The 19,846-nt window shown below is 68.2% G+C and carries 19 protein-coding genes; 11 read left to right on the top strand and 8 right to left on the bottom strand.

Annotation, left to right across the window (positions count from 1 at the left end; translation table 11 throughout):
• Nucleotides 1-715 (top strand): oxygen-dependent coproporphyrinogen oxidase (gene hemF, locus Q7V45_RS22425; RefSeq protein ID WP_304856295.1); only part of this gene is annotated, 715 nt, incomplete at its 5' end.
• 473 nt (nt 716-1,188) lie between these two features.
• Here hemF and Q7V45_RS22430 read toward each other — a convergent pair.
• Genes Q7V45_RS22430 through Q7V45_RS22450 form a run of 5 tightly spaced genes read right to left on the bottom strand, consistent with a single transcriptional unit; the run spans nt 1,189 to nt 4,786 of the window.
• Nucleotides 1,189-2,337, bottom strand: a complete 1,149-nt coding sequence (locus Q7V45_RS22430; protein WP_304856407.1) for an AAA family ATPase — start codon at nt 2,335-2,337, stop codon at nt 1,189-1,191.
• Between the two features lie 24 nt (nt 2,338-2,361).
• Nucleotides 2,362-2,766 carry a hypothetical protein gene (locus tag Q7V45_RS22435; protein ID WP_304856296.1) on the bottom strand — a complete coding sequence of 135 codons (405 nt, stop codon included), beginning with the start codon at nt 2,764-2,766 and terminating at the stop codon, nt 2,362-2,364.
• Nucleotides 2,763-3,977: a CCA tRNA nucleotidyltransferase gene (locus tag Q7V45_RS22440; protein ID WP_304856298.1), complete on the bottom strand. Its 1,215-nt coding sequence runs from the start codon at nt 3,975-3,977 to the stop codon at nt 2,763-2,765. Before Q7V45_RS22440 ends, Q7V45_RS22435 begins: the two co-directional genes overlap by 4 nt.
• Nucleotides 3,974-4,207: a hypothetical protein gene (locus Q7V45_RS22445; protein WP_304856299.1), complete on the bottom strand. Its 234-nt coding sequence runs from the start codon at nt 4,205-4,207 to the stop codon at nt 3,974-3,976. The genes Q7V45_RS22440 and Q7V45_RS22445 overlap by 4 nt, the downstream gene beginning before the upstream one ends.
• 18 nt (nt 4,208-4,225) lie before the next feature.
• On the bottom strand, nt 4,226-4,786 hold the full coding sequence (locus tag Q7V45_RS22450) for a CoA pyrophosphatase (protein ID WP_304856300.1): 561 nt from the start codon (nt 4,784-4,786) through the stop codon (nt 4,226-4,228).
• Between the two features lie 132 nt (nt 4,787-4,918).
• On the opposite strand from Q7V45_RS22450, the gene Q7V45_RS22455 reads away from it, so the two are divergent.
• The 4 genes from Q7V45_RS22455 to Q7V45_RS22470 are packed head-to-tail and all read left to right on the top strand — an operon-like array spanning nt 4,919 to nt 11,734.
• Nucleotides 4,919-5,932 (top strand): MoxR family ATPase, encoded by a 1,014-nt coding sequence (locus Q7V45_RS22455; protein WP_304856302.1) that lies wholly within the window; start codon nt 4,919-4,921, stop codon nt 5,930-5,932.
• A gap of 33 nt (nt 5,933-5,965) precedes the next feature.
• Nucleotides 5,966-6,862: a DUF58 domain-containing protein gene (locus Q7V45_RS22460; protein ID WP_304856303.1), complete on the top strand. Its 897-nt coding sequence runs from the start codon at nt 5,966-5,968 to the stop codon at nt 6,860-6,862.
• Nucleotides 6,863-6,866: 4 nt separating this feature from the next.
• Complete coding sequence (locus Q7V45_RS22465; protein ID WP_304856306.1) at nt 6,867-9,653, top strand: DUF4159 domain-containing protein; 2,787 nt, start codon at nt 6,867-6,869, stop codon at nt 9,651-9,653.
• A gap of 2 nt (nt 9,654-9,655) precedes the next feature.
• Nucleotides 9,656-11,734, top strand: a complete 2,079-nt coding sequence (locus Q7V45_RS22470) for a hypothetical protein (RefSeq protein ID WP_304856307.1) — start codon at nt 9,656-9,658, stop codon at nt 11,732-11,734.
• Nucleotides 11,735-11,817: 83 nt separating this feature from the next.
• Here the strand turns inward: Q7V45_RS22470 and Q7V45_RS22475 are convergent, their stop codons facing one another.
• From Q7V45_RS22475 to Q7V45_RS22485, 3 genes are read right to left on the bottom strand one after another with little or no spacing between them, the layout of a single operon-like run.
• Entirely contained in the window at nt 11,818-12,555 is a 738-nt protein-coding gene (locus tag Q7V45_RS22475) for an SDR family NAD(P)-dependent oxidoreductase (RefSeq protein ID WP_304856308.1), read from the bottom strand.
• Nucleotides 12,552-13,523, bottom strand: a complete 972-nt coding sequence (locus Q7V45_RS22480; RefSeq protein WP_304856310.1) for a tripartite tricarboxylate transporter substrate binding protein — start codon at nt 13,521-13,523, stop codon at nt 12,552-12,554. Before Q7V45_RS22480 ends, Q7V45_RS22475 begins: the two co-directional genes overlap by 4 nt.
• Before the next feature lie 23 nt (nt 13,524-13,546).
• On the bottom strand, nt 13,547-14,563 hold the full coding sequence (locus tag Q7V45_RS22485; protein ID WP_304856312.1) for a LacI family DNA-binding transcriptional regulator: 1,017 nt from the start codon (nt 14,561-14,563) through the stop codon (nt 13,547-13,549).
• A gap of 102 nt (nt 14,564-14,665) precedes the next feature.
• Here Q7V45_RS22485 and Q7V45_RS22490 point away from each other — a divergent pair, with 102 nt between their 5' ends.
• The 6 genes from Q7V45_RS22490 (at nt 14,666) to Q7V45_RS22515 (ending at nt 19,774) form a co-directional block, all read left to right on the top strand.
• Nucleotides 14,666-16,324, top strand: a complete 1,659-nt coding sequence (locus tag Q7V45_RS22490) for an NAD(P)/FAD-dependent oxidoreductase (RefSeq protein WP_304856313.1) — start codon at nt 14,666-14,668, stop codon at nt 16,322-16,324.
• Entirely contained in the window at nt 16,321-16,869 is a 549-nt protein-coding gene (locus Q7V45_RS22495) for a VOC family protein (RefSeq protein ID WP_304856315.1), read from the top strand. The genes Q7V45_RS22490 and Q7V45_RS22495 overlap by 4 nt, the downstream gene beginning before the upstream one ends.
• A gap of 75 nt (nt 16,870-16,944) precedes the next feature.
• Nucleotides 16,945-17,661: a pirin family protein gene (locus Q7V45_RS22500; RefSeq protein WP_304856317.1), complete on the top strand. Its 717-nt coding sequence runs from the start codon at nt 16,945-16,947 to the stop codon at nt 17,659-17,661.
• 59 nt (nt 17,662-17,720) lie between these two features.
• The gene (locus tag Q7V45_RS22505; RefSeq protein ID WP_304856318.1) at nt 17,721-18,362 is read left to right on the top strand and encodes a 2-hydroxychromene-2-carboxylate isomerase; all 642 of its coding nucleotides are present in this window, start codon (nt 17,721-17,723) and stop codon (nt 18,360-18,362) included.
• A gap of 71 nt (nt 18,363-18,433) precedes the next feature.
• On the top strand, nt 18,434-19,207 hold the full coding sequence (locus Q7V45_RS22510; protein ID WP_304856321.1) for an SDR family NAD(P)-dependent oxidoreductase: 774 nt from the start codon (nt 18,434-18,436) through the stop codon (nt 19,205-19,207).
• 39 nt (nt 19,208-19,246) lie between these two features.
• Nucleotides 19,247-19,774 (top strand): hypothetical protein, encoded by a 528-nt coding sequence (locus Q7V45_RS22515; protein ID WP_304856322.1) that lies wholly within the window; start codon nt 19,247-19,249, stop codon nt 19,772-19,774.
• Nucleotides 19,775-19,846: the final 72 nt, after the last annotated feature.

Below are 19,846 nucleotides of genomic sequence, written 5' to 3' on the forward strand. Positions count from 1 at the left end.
GCGCGAGGCCGGCGCCGCCGGCCAGGATCGCGGCGGCGGCACCATGGCGATCATGCACGGCCGGGTATTCGAGAAGGTCGGCGTCAACGTCTCGGCCGTGTTCGGCGAGTTCAGCCCGGAGTTCCGGAGCCAGATCCCCGGCGCCTCCCAGGATCCGCGCTTCTTCGCCGCCGGCGTCTCGCTGGTGGCCCACCTGCGCTCGCCCAAGGTGCCGGCGGTGCACATGAACACCCGCTTCATCGCCACGACACGCGCCTGGTTCGGCGGCGGCGGCGACCTCACGCCCATGGTGCCGCACGAACCCGATACGCGTGATTTCCACGCCGCGTTCAAGGCAGCCTGCGACAGGTACGACGCCTCCTACTATCCGCGCTTCAAGGAATGGTGCGACGAGTACTTCTTCCTGCCGCATCGCGGCGAACCTCGGGGCGTGGGCGGCATCTTCTACGACTATCTCGACAGCGGCGATCACGGCCGCGATCTCGCCTTTACCCGCGGCATCGGCGAGACCTTCCTCGACATCTACCCGAAGCTGGTGCGTCGCCACATGAACGACCCTTGGACCGAAGCCGAGCGCGCGCACCAGCTCGCGCGCCGCGGCCGCTACGTCGAATTCAACCTGCTGCACGACCGCGGCACGCGGTTCGGCCTGATGACCGGCGGTAACGTCGAAGCGATCCTGATGTCGCTGCCGCCCGAGGTGCGCTGGCCCTGACAGGCCGCTGAAATGAGCGGGACTCCGGGCGGATAAGCGAAACAAACGAAATAACTGAAACAAACGAATAGGGAATGGCACCCCCTTGAAGTCTTTCAGATCGAGATAGAATCACGGCCACCACCAACCTCATGCTGAGGAGGCCCGAAGGGCCCTCTCGAAGCATGTGAACGAGCACTACGTTTGTCCCCACCCTTCGAGACGCATCGCTGCGCGATGCTCCTCAGGGTGAGGTTATCGGGGCTGTTCATAGCCTCTTGTTTTGGCTGCATTCATTTCCGGCCAGCCTCTTAGGATGAGGGTGGGTGTGGATGCACTTGACGCGGAAAGACCCTGAATCTGGTGCCGTGATGCCCGTGGACGGATCAGGATTGCTCGCCCGTCCTTTTGAAAAAACCCGCTCCAACGACACGACGGAGCCTGCCCCGAGGGTTTCCGAGGGGGTGCTCCGGTCGGGACGACGGACTTAGATTCTACCGCGCCGGCCAGTTCCACATCGGGCGATCCTCGCCCTCGGCGACGGTCTCGCCCAGTTCCTTGGCCAGCGTGATCCGTCGCCCGCCCGCCGTGGTGAGGGCGGAGACGAGACGCTCAGCGTGCGAGACGACAATGATCTGCGAACGTTTCGCCGCGCCCGCGATGAGGCGGGCGAGCGGGGCCAGCAGGTCGGGGTGCAGGCTGGTCTCGGGCTCGTTCAGGATCATCAGCGACGGCGGCCGCGGCGACAGCAGCGCGGCCACCAGCAGGAGATAGCGCAGCGTGCCGTCGGACAGCTCGGTGGCTTTCAACGGCCGCAGCAGCCCGTGCTGCAGCATCTCGACTTCGAAGTAGCCGTCGCTCACGGCGACATCGACCGAGCCGCCGGGAAAGGCGTCGGCCACGGCGGCCTCAAGCTGACCTTCGATACCGATCTCCTGGATCGTCGCGATGGCGGCAGCGAGATCGGCGCCATCGCCCGCGAGCACGGGGGTGCGCGTGCCGATCTGGCGGCGGCGGGCCGGCGCCTCGCTGTCGGTGCGGAAGTGATCGTAGAAGCGCCAGTCGCGCAGCTGCTCGCGCAATGACAGCAGCTCGGCGCCGTCCTCGGGATTGGCGCAGTGGGTCAGCATGCTGTCGAAGGCCTGCAGGTGCGTATGGGCCTGACGGCGCTGTCCGTTGCGGTCGCGCAGCGTGACCGAAGGGCCGTGCCGTTCGGCGAAGGCGTTGGCGCGCTGCAGGACGAGCCCGGTCCACAGCGACTCGGTCTTGATCACCGGATCGCGGCCGAACAGTCCCCCCATCACCGGCAGGCCGAGATCGATCGCATACCCGTAGTCTTCGGAGGAGAAGCCCAGCTTCAGGCTGATCGATCCCTTGCGCACGGTCCCCTGCACCGCCTGCTCGCCGCGCTTCATGCCGCGCGAGAACTGCTCGGGACCGGCCCACAGAACGGAGGAGATTCCGCCTTCGATGGCCAGGGACTGGATGATCCGTCCCTGCGCGACGTCGGCCAGCAGCCGCAAGGCGCGATAGAGGCTCGACTTGCCGCTGCCGTTGGCACCGGTGACCACCGTGAGCGGCTCGACTTCGAGCCTGACGTCGCGCAGAGAGCGATAGCCCGAGATGCAGAGCCTCGAGACGATGCTCATGCCGGGCTCATCCTGGGCTCATCGACGCTTTGCCATCACCCAACCCGCCAGCAGCGGCGCCGCGAACAGCGCGAGCACCAGCAGCGGATAGGGCGCGCCCCACCAGAAGCCGAGACGATCGAAGAAGGCTTCGGCACCTTCCTCGTAGGTCACACGTGAGTAGGTGAAGCTCGCCAGCATCGTCGAGGTCGACCACAGCAGCGCCGCCAGCAACGCCGCCTCGAACCACTGGCTGCCGGTCGTGCGCCGCGCATGGATGATCGCCACCATCACGACATAGGGAATCGGCACCAGCGCCTTGTACCATTCGACCGCGCGCACCGAGAGGTTGGCCGCGATCCAGGTGTCGCCCACCAGGTCGTTCATCACGACGACGGCCGCAATCGCGCACCACAGCGCGAAGACGAGTCCCGGCCGAATCACGACGCGCGTACCTCCTTCTCGAGCTCGGCCAGGCAGGCCGCCCGATCCGCCGCGAAATCGCCGTCGATCCACCAGCGTTCGACCGCCTCGATCAAGGCGCCGACCTTGGGCCCGGGCTTCAGACCGAGCTTCAGCGCATCGCCGCCGCTCACCGGCAATTCGGGCGGCGCCCACGTGCGTGCCATCGCGAGCGCCGCGCGCCAGTCGCCCGGCGCGTTGATCGCGAGCAGCAGGCGATCGGCGTAGAGATTGCCGCCCAGCGCATAGATCTGCGCACGCCACGCTTTCGGACCGGCGGCCACGTCGATCGCCGGCTCGGCCGCCAGCATGACCTCGAGCCGCAGGGCTTCCTGTGTCGACAGCCTCAAGCGCTTGCCGATCACCGTCGCGTCCGCATCGGCCGTGAGGATCGATGCCAGACGCCGGACCGCATCGACCTTGTCTTCGCGCGCGATCAGCGCCCGCAGCCGCGCCGTGCCGTCGCATTCGGGCAGCCAGTGATCGAGGATGGCGGCTTCGCGCATCGCGGCGATCGTGTCGGCCGGCGCCGGCGCTTCGAGCAGACGCAGCAGCTCCTTGCGCACGCGCTCACCCGACAGGCCGCGCAGGCTGCCGGCATTGCGGCGACAGGCTTCGAAGCCCGCCGCATCGAACGGCGGCCGCCCGTACCAGGCATGGAAGCGGAAAAAACGCAGGATGCGCAGCCGGTCCTCGGCGATGCGCAGGTCGGGATCGCCGATGAAGCGCACGCGCGCTTCGGCGAGGTCGATCCGGCCATCGAACGGATCGTAGAGAGTGCCGTCGAGATCGGCATAGAGCGCGTTGAAGGTGAAGTCGCGGCGGCTCGCATCCTCCAGCCAGTCGTCGGTGAAAGCCACCACCGCATGACGTCCGTCGGTCTCGACGTCGCGGCGCAAGGTCGTTAGCTCCAGGGGCCGCCCGTCGATGACCGCCGTCACGGTGCCGTGCTTGAGGCCCGTCGGCACCACCTTGATCCGGGCCGCCTTGAGGGCGAGCATCACGGTTTCGGGCGACTTGTCGACGGCGAGGTCCGGTTCCTTGCTCAGGATCGTCACGCCCAGCACCGCATCGCGCACCCAGCCGCCCACGAAGCGCGCCGAAATGCCCGCACGGCCGAGGACATCGAACAACGTATCGACCGCCGCATCGGTCGACCACGGCGGCACCTCCAGACGCCCGACGGGCTTCATGAGGCGAAGAGTCCGCCGTAGCCCTGATCCTGGGTGAAGAACATGACCAGGAAGCCCACGATCGCGCAGGCGAAGCCCGCGATGCCGAGCCAGGTCATCGGCATGTCCTGCCACGTTGGCAGGGTGCCGGCGATCTTGCGCTCCTGCTTGATCTTCAACGCCCACGCCCAGAGGAAGAAGGCGCAGAAGGGCGCCAGTACGAGAATCAGGATCAGAAGGACGACGCGCATGGAGGCTCCCGGCCCGCGTCAGTCGCCGGCGGTCAGAATGAAGTGAAGGTTCTTCAGCATACCCGCCGTGGCGCCCCAGATGTAGCGCTCGCCGTACGGCATGGCGTAATAGCGCCGTTCGCGCCCCTGCCAGACCCTGCTGTCGATGCGGTGATTGCGCTCGTCGAGGAAATGATCCAGCGGCACCTCGAAGACATCGGCGACCTCGCGCGGATCCGCACGCATCGTGAATCCGGGCGTGACAATGCCCACAATGGGCGTGATCTGGTAGCCGGTACCCGTCCTGTAAAGGTCGAGCGATCCCACGACGTCGATGAAGTCGCGGGTCAGGCCGACCTCTTCCTCGGTTTCACGCAGCGCCGTCGCCGTCGCGTCGATGTCCTCGACTTGCCGACGGCCCCCGGGAAAGGCGATCTGACCCGCATGGCTCGGCATGTCCTCGGTGCGCTGCGTCAGCAGGACCGTGATTCCCGTCTCGCGCCGGATCAACGGCATGAGCACGGACGCAGGACGCCATACTTCGGGCATGGCCCCGACACCGTTCAGTGAGAAGTCGCTGCCGATCGGCGGCGATGCCACGCGCAATCCGGATGCCAAACGCCTGCTGCGCTCGGCCACCCTCCGCACAATTTCGTCAACCGTCATGCCCTTGTTCCGGCCTCAATTCTGGGCTTCCCTCAAACATATTCCCTCGACGACAGGAGCGCCCTGGTGGCCCCCGATACATCGACCGCAACCGACGCCGACGCGCAGGCCGCCCTCGCCGACATCGAAAGGCTGGGAGGGCAACTTCGCGCCGCCCGCACTTCCATCGGCAAGGTCATATATGGCCAGCAGGACGTGATCGATCAAACGCTGGTTGCCCTCCTGTCCGGCGGCCATCTTCTCCTGATCGGCGTTCCGGGTCTCGCCAAGACCAAACTGGTCGACACGCTGGGCGTCGTGCTCGGGATGGAAGCCAAGCGCATCCAGTTCACGCCCGACCTGATGCCGGCCGACATCCTGGGATCGGAAATCCTCGAGGAGGGCGAAGGCGGGCGCCGCTCCTTCCGCTTCCTGCAGGGCCCGGTCTTCGCCCAGCTGCTGATGGCCGACGAAATCAACCGCGCCAGCCCGCGCACCCAGTCCGCCCTGCTGCAGTCGATGCAGGAGCGGCATGTGACGGTGGCCGGCAAGCGCTACGACCTGCCGACTCCGTTCCACGTGCTGGCGACCCAGAATCCGCTGGAGCAGGAAGGCACCTACCCGCTGCCGGAAGCGCAGCTCGACCGCTTCCTGCTGCAGGTCGATGTCGGCTATCCCGACGAGGCGGCCGAACGCCAGATCATGATCGGCACGACCGGCGCCGATCAGGCCGTCGCCACGCAGGCCCTTTCGCCCGGCGACCTGATGGCCGCCCAAGCCCTGGTCCGTCGCCTGCCGATCGGCGAGAGCGTCGTCGACGCCATCCTGAAGCTGGTGCGCGCCGGCCGTCCCGAGCACACCGACCTCGACGTCGTGCGCCAGCGCGTCGCCTGGGGTCCCGGCCCGCGCGCCAGCCAGGCCTTCATGCTGGCCTGCCGCGCCCGCGCCATCATCCAGGGCCGGCTCGCGCCGTCGGTCGACGATGTCGTGGCGCTCGCGGGTCCGATCCTGCGTCACCGCATGGCCGTCAACTTCTCCGCCCGCGCCGAAGGCGTAACCGTCGAGTCCGTCATCGCCCAGATGTGCGCCCGCCTTGGGTAATCGTCTGGCCTAGGCATTGCACTGCGGGAATTCATGGCTGCGCCTTCAACCCTTCATCGGTCGCTCGAACTCGCCGGCACGCTGCCCGCCCTGATGGTGGCTGCCGATCGCGTGGCCGCGACCGTCATCCAGGGCGTGCACGGCCGTCGACGCGTCGGCCAGGGCGATGCCTTCTGGCAGTACCGGCCCTATCGCGACGGCGACAGCGCGAGCCAGATCGACTGGCGCCAGAGCGCGCGCAGCCGCAATCTCTTCGTGCGCGAGACGGAATGGGAGGCCGCGGCCAGTATCTGGCTGTGGCGCGACGCCTCGCCCTCCATGCAGTACGCCTCGCTCAAGAACGCCGACACCAAGGCGTTGCGCGCCGAATTGATCACGCTGGCGGTGGCCAGCCTGCTGGCCGATGCCGGCGAGCGCGTCGCCATCCTGGGCGGCGGCATGCGCCCCGCCTCCGGCCGGGTCGCCGTGCGCCGCGTCGCCGAGACCCTGCTCGACGAGTCGCGCGACACGACCCGCACACCCGCCAGCCTGCCGCCGATGGTGCCGCTACCCGCGCATGGCACGATCGTGCTCGTGTCCGACTGGCTCGATCCGCTGGAGAAGATCGGGGAGATCGTCCGCTACTACGCCAGCGTCGGCGTGCGCGGCCACCTCGTGCAGGTCCTCGATCCCGCCGAGGAAGAGCTGCCGTTCGACGGTCATGTGAAGTTCGAGGGCCTCGAATCCGAGGGCCAGCACACGATCCGCCGCGTCGAAGCCGTCCGCTCGGCCTACGGCGCTCGTCTCGCGGCCCAGAAGGAAGGGCTGCAGCGTCTCGCGCGGCCCGCGAACTGGACCGTGCATCTCCATCGCACCGACCGGTCGCCCCAGACCGTGCTCTTGTCGCTTTACCTCGCCATGGCCGACATGGGCCGGCTGAACCTGGCCTGACCGCATGCTGAGTCTCGGCGCATTCGCCTTCGCTGCCCCCGGCATGCTGGCCCTGCTGGTGGCCCTGCCGGCGATCTATTTCCTGCTGCGGCTGATCCCGCCGCTGCCCAAACTCGTGCGCTTCCCGGCGATCCGCCTGCTGGTCGGGCTGGAGCCGCCCGAGCAGACTCCGATGAAGATGCCGTGGTGGCTGCTGCTGCTGCGGCTCCTGCTGGCGACGGCGCTGATCCTGGCGGTCGCGCGCCCGCTCCTGAACCCGCAGGCCGAGCTGCCGGGCCGCGGTCCGCTTCTGCTGGTGATCGACGATGGCTGGTCGAGTGCCCCGGGCTGGGCGACGCGTACAGCCCATGCCGAGCGGCTGATCCAGCGCGCCGAACGCGCGAATCGCCCGGTCGTGCTGGTCGGCACCGCGCCGGCGCCGCTCGATGCGCCAGCAACCCGTCGCGGCGCGATACGTCCCGACGAGGCGCGCACCCTGCTGCGCGCCTTCCGGCCCAAGCCCTGGCCGACCGATCGCGCGGCGGCGGCAGCCGCCATCGACCAGATGCAACTCGACGCCGGCGCCTATGCGGTCTGGCTGAGCGACGGTCTCGACGACGAGGGCGCCACGCGTCTTGCCGAGCGCCTGCGCCGCTTCGACGGGTTGCAGGTGTTGCTGCCCGACCAGGCCACGACCCCGCTGCTGCTCCTGCCGCCGGCCGCCGAAGGCCGCGACCTCAAGGTGCGGGCGCTGCGTCCCGCCGCCGACGGTCCGCGCAAGGCCGCGATCCAGGCCTCCGACGAGCAGGGCCGCGTCGTGGCCCGGATCGATCTCGACTTCGCCGCGACCGCCACCCAGGGCGAAGGTGTGCTCTCCATTCCGGCCGAGCTGCGCAACCGCATGGCCCGCCTCGACATCGAGGCCCAGGGCGGGGCCGGCAGCACGATCCTGCTCGACGAGCGCCATCGCCGCCGCCCCGTGGCGATCCTCGGCGAGCGCGCCACGGCGGGCAACCAGCCGCTGCTGCAGGAAATCTACTTCCTCGAGCGCGCCCTCGATCCCTATGTCAGCCTGAGCATCGGCGACCGTGAAGCGGTGCTGACGCGCAACACTGCGGTGCTGCTGATCCCCGATGGTTCCACGCCGTCGGCCAACGACCGCGAGGAGATCGCGAAGTGGATCGAGCGCGGCGGCATTGCCGTGCGTTTCGCCGGCCCCAACCTCGCCGCCGGCGCTGACAATCTCGTGCCGACCCCGCTGCGCCTGGGCGACCGCGCGCTGGGCGGCATCATGAGCTGGGGCCAGCCGAGCGCGCTGGCCGAGTTCCCGCCCAACAGCCCCTTCCTCGGCATCCCGGTGCCGAAGGACGTGCGCATCTCCCAGCAGGTGCTGGCGGAACCGACGCCCGACCTCGCCGACAAGACCTGGGCGCGTCTGGCCGACGGCACGCCGCTGGTCACCGCCGAGAAGCGCGGTCAGGGTTATCTCGTGCTGATCCACACCACCGCCAATACCGGCTGGAGCAACCTGTCCCTGTCGGGCCTGTTCGTGAACATGCTGCAACGGCTGGTCACGCTTTCGCGCGGCGTCGCGGGCGACGGCGTCAACAAGGCGCTGAAGCCGTGGCGTACCCTCGACGGGTTCGGCCGCCTCGGCGCGCCGCCCGCCGGCATCCAGATGCTGCCAGCCGATGCCGCCGAAACCTTCCAGCCCCGGCCCTCTTCCCCGCCGGGCCTCTATGGCGACGAGAACGCCCAGGTGGCCTTCAACATCGGCGGCCGCATCGCGGCGCCCAAGCCGCTGGTGCTGCCGGGCGGCATCGCCACCGATCGGTTGTCCGAGGCCGGCGAGACCGACCTGTCACGCTGGTTTCTGCTGGCGGCGCTCCTCCTGCTGCTGGCCGACCTGCTGATCTCCCTGTGGCTGCGCGGCCTGCTGCCGAAGGCCGTCCGGTTCGGACGCGCCGCGCCGGCCGCTGTCCTGCTGGCTGCCCTGGCCTTCAGCGGCGCCCCCGACCTGCAGGCGCAGCAGCCCCCGCCGCCACAGCCCGGCACAGCGGCAACCGCGCCGGCCCGGCCAGGTCCGCCGCCGCTCACCGACGAGCAGGCGCTGAAGGGCTCGCTCGACATCCGCCTCGCCTACATCGTCACCGGCGACAAGGAAGTCGACGACATCAGCAAGGCCGGCCTCGAAGGGTTGAGCGAAATCCTGCGCAGCCGTACTTCGGTCGAGCCCGCCGATCCGGTCGGCCTCGATCTCGAGCGCGACGAGCCGCGCCTCTATGCGCTGATCTACTGGCCCGTGACCTCGACCCAGCCGGCCCTGTCGCCGCGCGCCCAGGCCGCGCTCGACCGCTACCTGCGGACCGGCGGCATCATCTTCATCGATACGCGCGACCAGCAGATGAGCTTCGACCGTCCGGCCGGCGGCAATCCCGACCTCAAGCGCCTGCTGGCCGGCGTCGAGACGCCGCCGTTGGTCGCCATGCCGCCGAACCACGTGCTCAGCAAGGCCTTCTATCTCCTCTCGGACATGCCCGGCCGCTGGCAGGGCGGAAAGCTCTGGATCGAGTCGGGAACCGGCCGCGTCAATGACGGCGTGACGACTATCCTGATCGGCTCCAACGACTATGCCGGCGCCTGGGCCGTCGACCAGCGGGGCCGCGGCCTGATGCCGGTGACGCCAGGCGGCGAGACACAGCGCGAGATGTCCTATCGCTTCGGCGTCAACCTCGTGATGCATGCGCTGACCGGCAACTACAAGGACGACCAGGTTCACCTGCAGGACATCATGCAGAGGTTGAGGCGATGAACATGACATCGGCCGTCTCGGTCGCCTTCGATCCGCTGCTGCCCTGGACGGTGCTGGCCGTGCTGGGCGCCGTCGGCCTGGTGCTGGTGCTGCTCGGCCTGCGCGCCGGCGCCCGCGGCACGATCTGGCGGCTCGGTTCGCTCGTCGTCGTGCTGGCGGCGCTGGCCAATCCTTCCCTGATCGAGGAGCAGCGCAAGCCCATCGCCGACGTGGCGCTCGTCGTCGTCGACGACAGCGATTCCATGGCGATCGGCGAGCGGCGCCAGCAGGTCCAGGCCGCGCGCGAGAGCCTGAAGCGCAAGCTCGGCCAGCAGGACGGGCTCGAAGTGCGCGAGGTCGTGCTGCCGCCGTCGCAGATCCAGCTCGGCAGCGAACGGCCGGGCGGCACGCGCCTGATCGACACGATGCGCTCGGCGCTGATCGAAATCCCGCAGGAACGCCTGGCGGGCGTGGTGCTGCTGAGCGACGGTCAGGTGCATGACGTGCCGGCCGGCGTGCCGCCGGAACTGGGCGGCGCGCCGGTGCACGCGCTGATCGCCGGCCGCAAGAACGAGCGCGACCGGCTGATCGTGCTCGAGCAGTCGCCGCGCTACGGCGTGGTCGGCCGCGAGGTAACGACCAAGTTCCGGATCGATGATCCCGCGGGCGGGACTGCGCCGGTGACGCTGTCCGTAGGCGGCGAGGTCGTGAAGCGCATCGACGTGCCGGTCGGCCGCTCGGTCGAGCTGCCGATCACCGTCGGCAATCCCGGCGCCAACGTCGTCGAGCTGGAAGTCGGCCCCGGCCCGAGCGAACTCACCCTCGACAACAATCGCGCCCTCTTCACCATCAACGGCGTGCGCGACCGCTTGCGCGTCCTGCTGGTGTCCGGCGAGCCCTACCAGGGCGAGCGGGCGTGGCGGAACCTTCTGAAGAGCGACCCTGCGGTCGATCTCGTGCACTTCACCATCCTGCGCACGCCGCAGAAGGACGACTTCACGCCGGTGCGCGAACTGTCCCTGATCGTCTTCCCGATGCGCGAGCTGTTCGAGCAGAAGCTGAAGGAATTCGACCTGATCATCTTCGACCGCTACGAGTCGGGGAACCTGATCACGCGCGATTACTTCCGCAACATCACCGAATACGTAAGGGGCGGCGGTGCGCTGCTCGTCTCGGTCGGCCCCGTGTTCGCGACCCAACGCTCGCTATACCGCACGCCGCTGGGCGCCATCCTGCCCGCCGCGCCGACCGGCGACGTGGTGGAGACCGGCTTCAAGCCCAAGGTCACCGAGATCGGCCAGCGCCATCCGGTGACGGCGAACCTGCCGCAGGCCGGCGACCCCAACAAGGAGCCCGAGTGGGGCCGCTGGTTCCGCCTCATCACCTCGCGCACCGAGCGTGGCAATGCCGTGCTGGCCGGCGCGGACGAGAAGCCGCTGGTGGTTCTCGACCGGGTCGGCGAAGGCCGCGTGGCGCAGCTTCTGTCCGATCACCTGTGGCTGTGGAATCGCGGCATCGACGGCGGCGGCCCGCAGCCCGAGCTGGTGCGCCGTGTCGCGCATTGGTTGATGAAGGAGCCGGATCTCGAGGAAGAGGCGCTGCGCGCCACCGCCGTCGGCGGCCGCATCGAGATCACGCGCCGCACGCTGGCCACCACCTTCCCGCAGGTCACCATGACCTCGCCGGGCGGCGCCACCCGCACGCTCGACCTGCGCCAGACCGCGCCGGGCCTCGGCCTCGCCGTTGTCGATGTCGACAAGCCCGGCCTCTACCGCTTCGACGACGGCACCATGCGCGCCGTCGCCGCCGTCGGCAGCCCCGATCCGCTGGAATTCTCCGACGTGCGCGCGACCGACGCGAAGCTGAAGCCGCTGGTCGAGGGTACCGGCGGCGGCCTTATGTGGATTTCCGACCAGTCCGAGCCCGACATCCGCACCGTCCGCCCCGGCCGCGCCGCCGGCGGCTCCGACTGGATCGGGCTGCGCCGCAACGAGGGCTACACGGTCGCCGGCATCAACCAGCTGCCGCTGCTGCCCGGCATCCTGGTGGCTCTCGCCTTCCTGATGGCCATCGCCAGCGCCTGGTGGCGCGAGGGTAGGTAGGCTGAGCGAAGCTCAGCCCGCGTAGCGGCAGGACATTGCCTTTGGCAATGTCCGGGAGCGCCGAAGGAAGAGCGACCAAACCTTCAATAAGTCGCCCTGCCACCCGAAATGTCGAAGACCGCGCCGGTCGAGAAGGAGCAGGCCGGCGAGGCCAGCCAGAAGGCCAGATCCGCGACCTCTTCGGGCCGAACCATCCGAGCCATCGGCACGTTGGCGAGCAGCTTGGCGCGCCGCTCGTCGGTGAGTTCGCCGAAGATCGCCGTCTCGGAGGCCGAGGGCGTGATCGCGTTGACCAGCACGCCCGAGGTCGCGAGTTCCTTGCCCATCGACTTGGTGAGCGCGATGACGGCGGCCTTTGATGCGACATAGGCCGCGACGTTGGGGTTGCCGTCTTTCCCTGCGATCGAGGCGATGTTGACGATGCGACCGTAGCCGCCCGCGACCATATCGGGCACCGCGGCCTGGCAGCAGCGGAACGTACCGTTCAGGTTGATGTCGATCACCCGGTGCCACTGATCCTCGGGATACGAAGCGATACCGGCCGAGGGACCGAGGATGCCGGCGCTGTTCACCAGGATCGACGGCCCACCGAGCGCGGACTTTGTGGCTGACCATGCCGTCCTCACCGCCGCCGTGTCGGTGATGTCGACGGCGAAGGGCGTGGCGAACGCACCGATCTCCGCGGCGGCGCGCTGCGCGCCGGCAAGATCGACGTCCCACAGCGCGACCCGGATGCCCTCTCGCGCGAGGCGATGCGCGATGGCGCGACCGAGGCCGCTGGCTGCGCCGGTGACGACGGCGACCTGCGTGACGGGGCTCATGGCTTGACGTTGGCCTGCTGCGCGATCTTGCGCAGGGTCGCGATATCCTTGGCCGTCTGCGCCTTGAGATCCTCGGGGCTGATGGTCGAGGCGGTCATGCCGAACTCGGCCCAGCGCGCCTTGACGTCCGGCATCGCTAAAATCTTCATCAACTCGGCATGCAGGCGATCGACAATCGGCTTGGGCGTGTTGATCGGCGCCATCAGATCGTAGCGCCAGACGAAGTCGAAATCGACACCCTGCTCGACGAAGCCCGGCACGTCGGGGAAGTTGATCGAGCGGCGCGTGCACGAGACCACGACCTTGACCTTGCCCGACTTGACCATCGGCACCGCCGACTGAACGTCGGAGAAGCCGAGCTTGATGTGGCCCGCCGCCACGTCGTTCAGCACCGGCGCCGCGCCCTTGTAGGGCACGTGGGTCATGTTGATGCCCGTGCCCGCACGGATGATCTCGGCGCAGAGATGGCCGGTGGAGCCGTTGCCCCAGGTCCCGTAGTTCACTTCGCCGGGCTTGGCCTTGGCGAGAGCGATCACGTCGCGCAGGTCCTTCACCGGATAGTCGGGGCTGGCCACCATCACGACGGTGGCCGAACCGATGTCGGCCAGATGCTCGAAATCCTTGACCGGATCGTAGGGCAGGTCGGGCATCACCGCCGGATTGACGACGACGGTGCTGGCCGATCCCAGGACCAGCGTATAGCCGTCCGCCGGCGCCTTCTGGGCCGCTTCCATGGCGATGACGCCCGAGGCGCCCGGCTTGTTGTCGACGATCACGGTCTGCCCGAGCGCGGTGCCGAGCTTCTCCGCCAGCGCGCGCGCCACCAGATCGGTGCCGCCGCCCGCCGCGAACGGCACGATCAGGCGGATCGGCTTGCTCGGCCATTTGGCGTCGGTCGTCTGCGCGACTGCGGGCGCCGTCACGCCCAGGGCCAGAGCCAGGGCGAACGCCCTTCGGAACATTCTCATTCTTTACTCCACGTGGTTCTTGATTACTTCGCCGTCGGCGGCGCACACGATTCGCGCAGCACGAGATCGACCGGCAGCAGCGCCCGCGACGGGCCCTCCCCCGTGCCCCGCAGCCGTTGCAGCAGCAGCTCCGCCGCCGCCCGGCCGACATCCTCCAGGCTCCAGCGCAGCGCCGTGATCGCCGGCGAATGCACGGCGGCGAGATCAGTGTCGCCGACGGCAATCACCGACAAGTCTGCAGGGATGGAAAGCCCGAGGTCGCGCGCGGCACGCAAGGCGCCGGCCAGGATGCGGGTGCCGAGCGCGATGATCGCCGTCGGGCGCTGGTCGCGGCGCAACAGCTCGAGTGCGTCGCCCTGCGCGAAATCCATCGACGATTCCTGGAGGCAGACGAGAGCGCCCGCAGGGTCGACATCGGCTTCGGCGAAGGCCGCCTTGAACCCGGCGATGCGCTCACGGCCCGGGCGCATGCGCGCGCCCGGCGTCAGCAATGCGATGCGGCGGTGCCCCAGTCCGATCAGATAGCGCGTCGCAGTCCGTGCGCCTTCGCGATGGTCGACCAGTACCGCCGGCCACGGCGTATCCTCTTCGTGCGGAACGTCGCGATCGAGGATCACGACCGGCGCGCCGCCGGCGGCGAGTTCGCGCCAGGCGCGGTCGTTCTCGTCGCTGCCGGGCGCGACCAGCATGCCGTCGAGCCGCCGGCTGCGGAACGCTGCCACCACCGCCCGCTCGCGCGCGGGATCGTTCGCTGTGTTGGCCACGACCATCAGAAGGCCGGCATCGCGCAGACGCGCCTCCGCCGCCTGAACGATGCTGGCATAGAGCGGATTGGCGACGTCGGAGACCAGGCAACCGACCATCCCGGTCGTGCGCGTCCGCAGGCTGCGTGCCTGGAGATCCGGCTGGTAGCCGAGCTTCTCCGCCGCGGCGGCGACGTCGCGCGCCACCCTCGCGCTGACGTTCTTGCCGCCGTTCAGCGCCCGCGACACCGACCCGACCGACACGCCGGCCTCCCGGGCCACGTCTCGAATGGTCATCCTGGAAACGATTTCTGCCACACGAGTCAGCATATTTGACATCTGTACCGCTACTTGCAAGGTTAAATTGGAAACGTTTCCACTTTTGCGGAGTTGGCGACCATGGGTGCTTCCGTTCCGGGGCGCGCGAGTACGAACGAGGCCGGCATCGAGTGCGATGTCGTCGTGGTGGGCGCCGGCTTCGGTGGCCTCTATGCGCTGCACAGGATGCGCGAGATCGGATTGGCGGTGCGTGGGATCGAGGCGGCTCCGGACGTCGGCGGCACCTGGTACTGGAACCGCTATCCCGGCGCGCGCTGTGACGTGCCGAGCCTGTTCTACTCCTACAGCTGGTCACCGGAACTGCGCCGCGAATGGCGCTGGACCAACCGGTACGCCGGCCAGGAGGAGATTCTCAACTACGCCCGGTTCGCGGCCGACCGGCTCGACCTGCGCAGGCTGATCCAGTTCGACACCAGGGTCGCCGGCGCGACCTTCGACGAACCGACCGCGCGCTGGGTCGTCGAGACCGATCGCGGCGACCGGCTGCGCGCCCGCTTCGTCATCATGGCGACCGGCGGCCTGTCGGTGCCCAACACGCCCGACATTCCCGGCGTCGCCGACTTCGCGGGTGAGATCTATCACACTGCGCGGTGGCCGCAGGAGCCGGTCGACTTCGAAGGCAAGAGGGTCGGAATCATCGGCACCGGATCCTCCGGCGTGCAGGCGATCCCGATGATCGCCAAGGCGGCCCGGCAGCTCGTGGTGTTCCAGCGCACGCCCAACTTCTCGGTGCCGGCGCACAACCGGCCGCTGACCGACGAGGACCACCGGGGCTTCGACGACGGACTCGATTCCTATCTCTCCAGCCTCGAGCAATCCGACTTCGGCCGCGTGCCGCCGACCGCCTTCACCGCCGAGGTGCCGCCGCGCGACGTCCAGTGGGCGCGCTACGAACAGCTTTGGCGAGAGGGCGGCAGCGGCGGCTTCCTGAAGGCCTTCCCCAACATCCTGGTCCATCCCGACGTCAACGAGGTCTGCGCCGACTTCGTACGCCAGAAGATTCGGGAGACAGTGAAGGATCCGAAGACGGCAGAGACTCTGTCGCCCTCGGGCTATCCGTTCGGCGTGAAGCGCCTGTGCGTCGATACCGACTATTTCGACACCTACAACCGGCCGAACGTCGAGCTCGTGAACCTGCGCGAGGAACCGATCGAGAAGATCACCGCGAACGCCGTCGACACGGCGGCGCGGCACTTCGATCTCGACGCGCTGGTCTTCGCGACGGGCTTCGATGCCGTGACCGGCGCATTGCTCGCGGTCGACATTCGCGGTCGCGAGGGCGCCACCCTCAAGGACGCCTGGTCGGAAGGACCCCGGACATATCTCGGCCTGACCGTGGCGGGCTTCCCGAACCTCTTCACGATCACCGGCCCGGGCAGCCCCTCGGTGATCGGCAACGTGATCACCAATTGCGAGTATCACGTCGACTGGATCGCCGAGTGCCTCACCCACATGCGGCGGCACGATCTCGCGACGATCGAACCCGACGGCGAGGCCCAGATCGCCTGGGGCCGGCATGTCGCCGAAGTCGCCGACCGCACGCTCTTCCCCAAGGCCAACTCCTGGTACCTGGGCGTCAACATTCCCGGCAAGCCGCGCGTCTTCATGCCGTATATCGGCGAAGGCTACCGCACGACCTGCAAGGAGATCGTGGCCGACGGCTACCGGGGCTTCCGCTTCGGCGGCTCGACGCGCGCGCTGGGGGAAGCCGGCAAATGAGCCGCCTGTTCGGACCGATCCGCCAGAACGGCTATGTCGTGCGCGACATCGAAGCGGCGATGAAGCACTGGATCGAGGTGCTGCAGGTCGGGCCGTGGTTCTACATCGAGCGCGTGCAGACCGACTGGTTCCGCCATCGCGGCAAGGACTCCACCGCCGAACTGAGCATCGCGCTGGCCAATTCCGGCGACCTGCAGATCGAGCTGATCCAGCAACGCAACGACGCGCCGTCGATGTACAAGGAGTTCCTCGACTCGGGCCGCGAGGGCCTGCAGCACGTGGCCTTCTGGTCGACCGACTACCAGGCGCTCTACGACCGTGCGCTGGGGTTGGGTTACAGGCTCGGCCACGAAGGCCAGATCGGCGGCGAGAGCGGGCGCTTCGCCTACTTCGACACCGGCGCGCCCGCCGATCCCCATGCCGGCACCGTCGTCGAGATCTCCGACATCAGCGGCAACAAGGGCCGCTTCTTCGAGTACGTCCGCAAGCGCGCCCAGGACTGGGACGGTGCCGATCCGATTCGTCCTGTGCAGGGCCGAGCGTAGCTCCGCCCCGTTACCAAGCAGAAACTTGATCCTCCTCGCTGTTACGCCATTTTTGGGGCCAGCAAGGAGAACATCATGATCGAGCTCAGACCCTTTGATAAATTGGGCAAGTCGGACCACGGCTGGCTCAAGGCCAACTTCCATTTCAGCTTCGCCGACTACCGCAACCAGGACCGCGTCCACTGGGGTTCGCTGCGCGTGTGGAACAACGACCGGATCGCACCGCAGTCGGGCTTCCCGCCGCATCCCCACCGCGACATGGAAATCGTGACCTACGTCATCAAGGGCGCGATCACGCACAAGGATCATCTTGGTAACGAGGGGCGGACCGAGGCGGGTCAGATCCAGGTGATGAGCGCGGGCAACGGCATCCAGCACGCCGAGTACAACATGGAGCAGGCCGAAACCGAGCTGTTCCAGATCTGGATCATTCCCAACAAGCAGGGCGTGCCGGCACGCTGGGAGACCGTGCAGTTCCCCGCCGACGCGCGTGACGGCAAGCTGGTGCCGCTGGCCTCCGGGCGCGGCGATGACGGGGCGATCCCGCTCTATGCCGACGGTTCGCTGATGGCCGGCACGCTGAAGGCGGGCCAGTCGACCCGCCAGACGCTGAACGGCAAGCCGACGTATCTCGTGCCGGCCAAGGGGAGGATCGAGGTGCGCGGCAGCGACGGCAAGGTCGTTACGGCAAATGCCCGCGACGGCGTGGCCGTGGTCGACCAGGATGAGATCGAGATCGTCGCGCTGGCGGATGCCGAGATTGTACTCGTCGAAAGCGACCGCTTGAACTGAGCCCTTCGTTCCGTGCGCTCTCTCCCGCTAGGATGCCCCGGCAGCCATGGGGAGAGAGCGTGAAGGAAGTCGAGTATTTCTATGCGGCACACTCCGCGTTCGCCTATCTCGGTTCGGAGCGCTTCAGGGCGATTGTGACGGCGGCCGGCCGGCGGATCGCGCACAGGCCGGTGGACCTGCGTCGCGTCGTGGCTGAAGGGGGTGCCGTACCTTTCGGCCGTCGCACCAGGGCGCACGCTGCATATTATTTCGGCCGCGAGATCGAGCGCTGGAGCGAGGAGCGCGGTGCGCCGTGGCTCGGCCGGATCCCCACCCATCACGCCAACGACATCACGCTGCCCAACTGCATGCTGATCGCAGGGCTGGTGCGCGGCATCGAGATCGATGGGCTGGCACATGCGATGCTGGAAGCGCATTGGCGGGACGACGCCGATCTGGCCGACCGGAACACCCTGGCCGCGATCGGGCGAGGTGCGGGTGTCGATCCAATGCCGCTGCTCGATCTTGCCCTCTCGCCCGAGGTGAAGACGATCTACCAGGCCAATACGGACGAGGCGATCCGCCGCTCGGTCTTCGGATCCCCGACCTATTTCGTCGATGGCGACATGTTCTACGGCCAGGATCGCCTCGACATGGTCGAACGGGCGCTGCGCAAGCCCTATGCGGGCGCCTGGCCGCCGCCGGAGTCGACCCCGCGCTGAGATCCAAGATCAATTGACGATAGAGACCGGGCGGGCTTTGATCCCGCCCGGTTTTGGTTTGGGAGAAACGCATGGCCTACAAGGGCTTCGATCTGACGGGCAAGGTGGCGCTGGTAACCGGCGGTAACGGCGGCATCGGCCTCGGCATGGCCGACGCGATGGCCCAGGCGGGCGCCGGCGTCTGCATCTGGGGCACGCGCAAGGAGAAGAACGACGCGGCCGTCGAGCAGCTCCGGAAGCATGGCGGCAAGGTCCACGCCCAGATCGTCGATGTCGGCGACGAGAAGCAGGTCGAAGCGGCCTTCGCCGAGACGGTGAAGGTGATGGGCCATGTCGACAATTGCGTCGCCAATGCCGGCGTCTCGGGCCGCGGCAAGGGCTCGATCCTCGAGATGGACTACGCCGAATGGCGCCGCGTGCTGCAGATCAACCTCGATGGCGTTTTCTTTACGTTCCGTGCGGCCGCCAAGCACATGGTCGAACGCGGCCAGGGCGGTTCGCTGGTGGCGATGGCCAGCACGGCGGCCATCGAAGGCGCGGCTCGCTCCAGTCACTACGGCGCCAGCAAGGGTGGCGTCACCGCCATGGTGCGCGCGCTCGCCGTCGAGCTCGCGCGCTACAAGATCACGGTGAACTCGATCTTGCCGGGCTGGATCGAGACCGAGATGACGGCCAATGCCGTGGCCAACCCGAAGTTCGCGGGCAACGTCCTGCCGCGCATCCCGGCCCGCCGCTGGGGCACCGGCGCGGATTTCGGCCCGCTTGCCGTCTATCTGGCGAGCGGCGCGACCGGCTATACGACGGGCCGCGACTTCGTTATCGATGGCGGCTATACGTTGTTTTAGCCCGTCGCCACTGCAGCATCAGACTTTGGGGAAACACTCATGATCAATCGGTTCGCAGCCAGCCTGGCCGTCCTCGTCGCCTTCGGCGCGCTTCCGGCGCTCGCGCAGCAACAGCAGCCCAAGCCGGCGGCCGCCGCGGCGACCCCGAAGGCCGACGAGGACCGCTATGTCGGCTACTACTATCCGAAGCCGACCGCGGTCGAGACCTACACCTCGCCGATGCAGACGATCGCCGGCGCCGAGCGCGCCCAGCGCGTGCAGTTCGCCACGGTCGTGTCGCAGGGCACGATCCAGTCGGCCTATCGCGTTCCCTACGCCGTCTTCGTGAAGGGCGAGAAGGCGGACAAGATGATCATCGTCGGCCTGCAGCCGGGCGAGATGAGCACGATCTTCCGGGCGCGTGCGATCCTCGCCAACATGACCACGATGTCGCGCCTGTCGCCGTTCTTCCAGGAGCGCACGATCGCCGAGGACGCGAACTTCTTCGACCTTCTGAAGCTGCTCGGCTTCCAGCAGATCACGATCAGCGACGGCGACAAGTTCACCCACCAGGTGAATATTAAGTAGGCGCGCTTAAGCGCGCCGGCGGGCGGCAGCGCTTGTAATCAAGCACGAGAGCCCGCACGGTCGGAATGGCGC

This window comes from Reyranella sp. (assembly GCF_030651995.1).
In the GTDB taxonomy this organism is placed as follows: Bacteria; Pseudomonadota; Alphaproteobacteria; order Reyranellales; family Reyranellaceae; genus Reyranella.

Bases quoted from the DNA above. Each gene is read 5' to 3' on its own strand.
- Q7V45_RS22440 (WP_304856298.1), bottom strand. From the start codon at position 3,977: ATGAAGCCCGTCGGGCGTCTGGAGGTGCCGCCGTGGTCGACCGATGCG.
- Q7V45_RS22445 (WP_304856299.1), bottom strand. From the start codon at position 4,207: ATGCGCGTCGTCCTTCTGATCCTGATTCTCGTACTGGCGCCCTTCTGC.
- Q7V45_RS22460 (WP_304856303.1), top strand. From the start codon at position 5,966: ATGGCTGCGCCTTCAACCCTTCATCGGTCGCTCGAACTCGCCGGCACG.
- Q7V45_RS22465 (WP_304856306.1), top strand. From the start codon at position 6,867: ATGCTGAGTCTCGGCGCATTCGCCTTCGCTGCCCCCGGCATGCTGGCC.
- Q7V45_RS22470 (WP_304856307.1), top strand. From the start codon at position 9,656: ATGACATCGGCCGTCTCGGTCGCCTTCGATCCGCTGCTGCCCTGGACG.
- Q7V45_RS22475 (WP_304856308.1), bottom strand. From the start codon at position 12,555: ATGAGCCCCGTCACGCAGGTCGCCGTCGTCACCGGCGCAGCCAGCGGC.
- Q7V45_RS22480 (WP_304856310.1), bottom strand. From the start codon at position 13,523: ATGAGAATGTTCCGAAGGGCGTTCGCCCTGGCTCTGGCCCTGGGCGTG.
- Q7V45_RS22485 (WP_304856312.1), bottom strand. From the start codon at position 14,563: ATGACCATTCGAGACGTGGCCCGGGAGGCCGGCGTGTCGGTCGGGTCG.
- Q7V45_RS22490 (WP_304856313.1), top strand. From the start codon at position 14,666: ATGGGTGCTTCCGTTCCGGGGCGCGCGAGTACGAACGAGGCCGGCATC.
- Q7V45_RS22495 (WP_304856315.1), top strand. From the start codon at position 16,321: ATGAGCCGCCTGTTCGGACCGATCCGCCAGAACGGCTATGTCGTGCGC.
- Q7V45_RS22500 (WP_304856317.1), top strand. From the start codon at position 16,945: ATGATCGAGCTCAGACCCTTTGATAAATTGGGCAAGTCGGACCACGGC.
- Q7V45_RS22510 (WP_304856321.1), top strand. From the start codon at position 18,434: ATGGCCTACAAGGGCTTCGATCTGACGGGCAAGGTGGCGCTGGTAACC.
- Q7V45_RS22515 (WP_304856322.1), top strand. From the start codon at position 19,247: ATGATCAATCGGTTCGCAGCCAGCCTGGCCGTCCTCGTCGCCTTCGGC.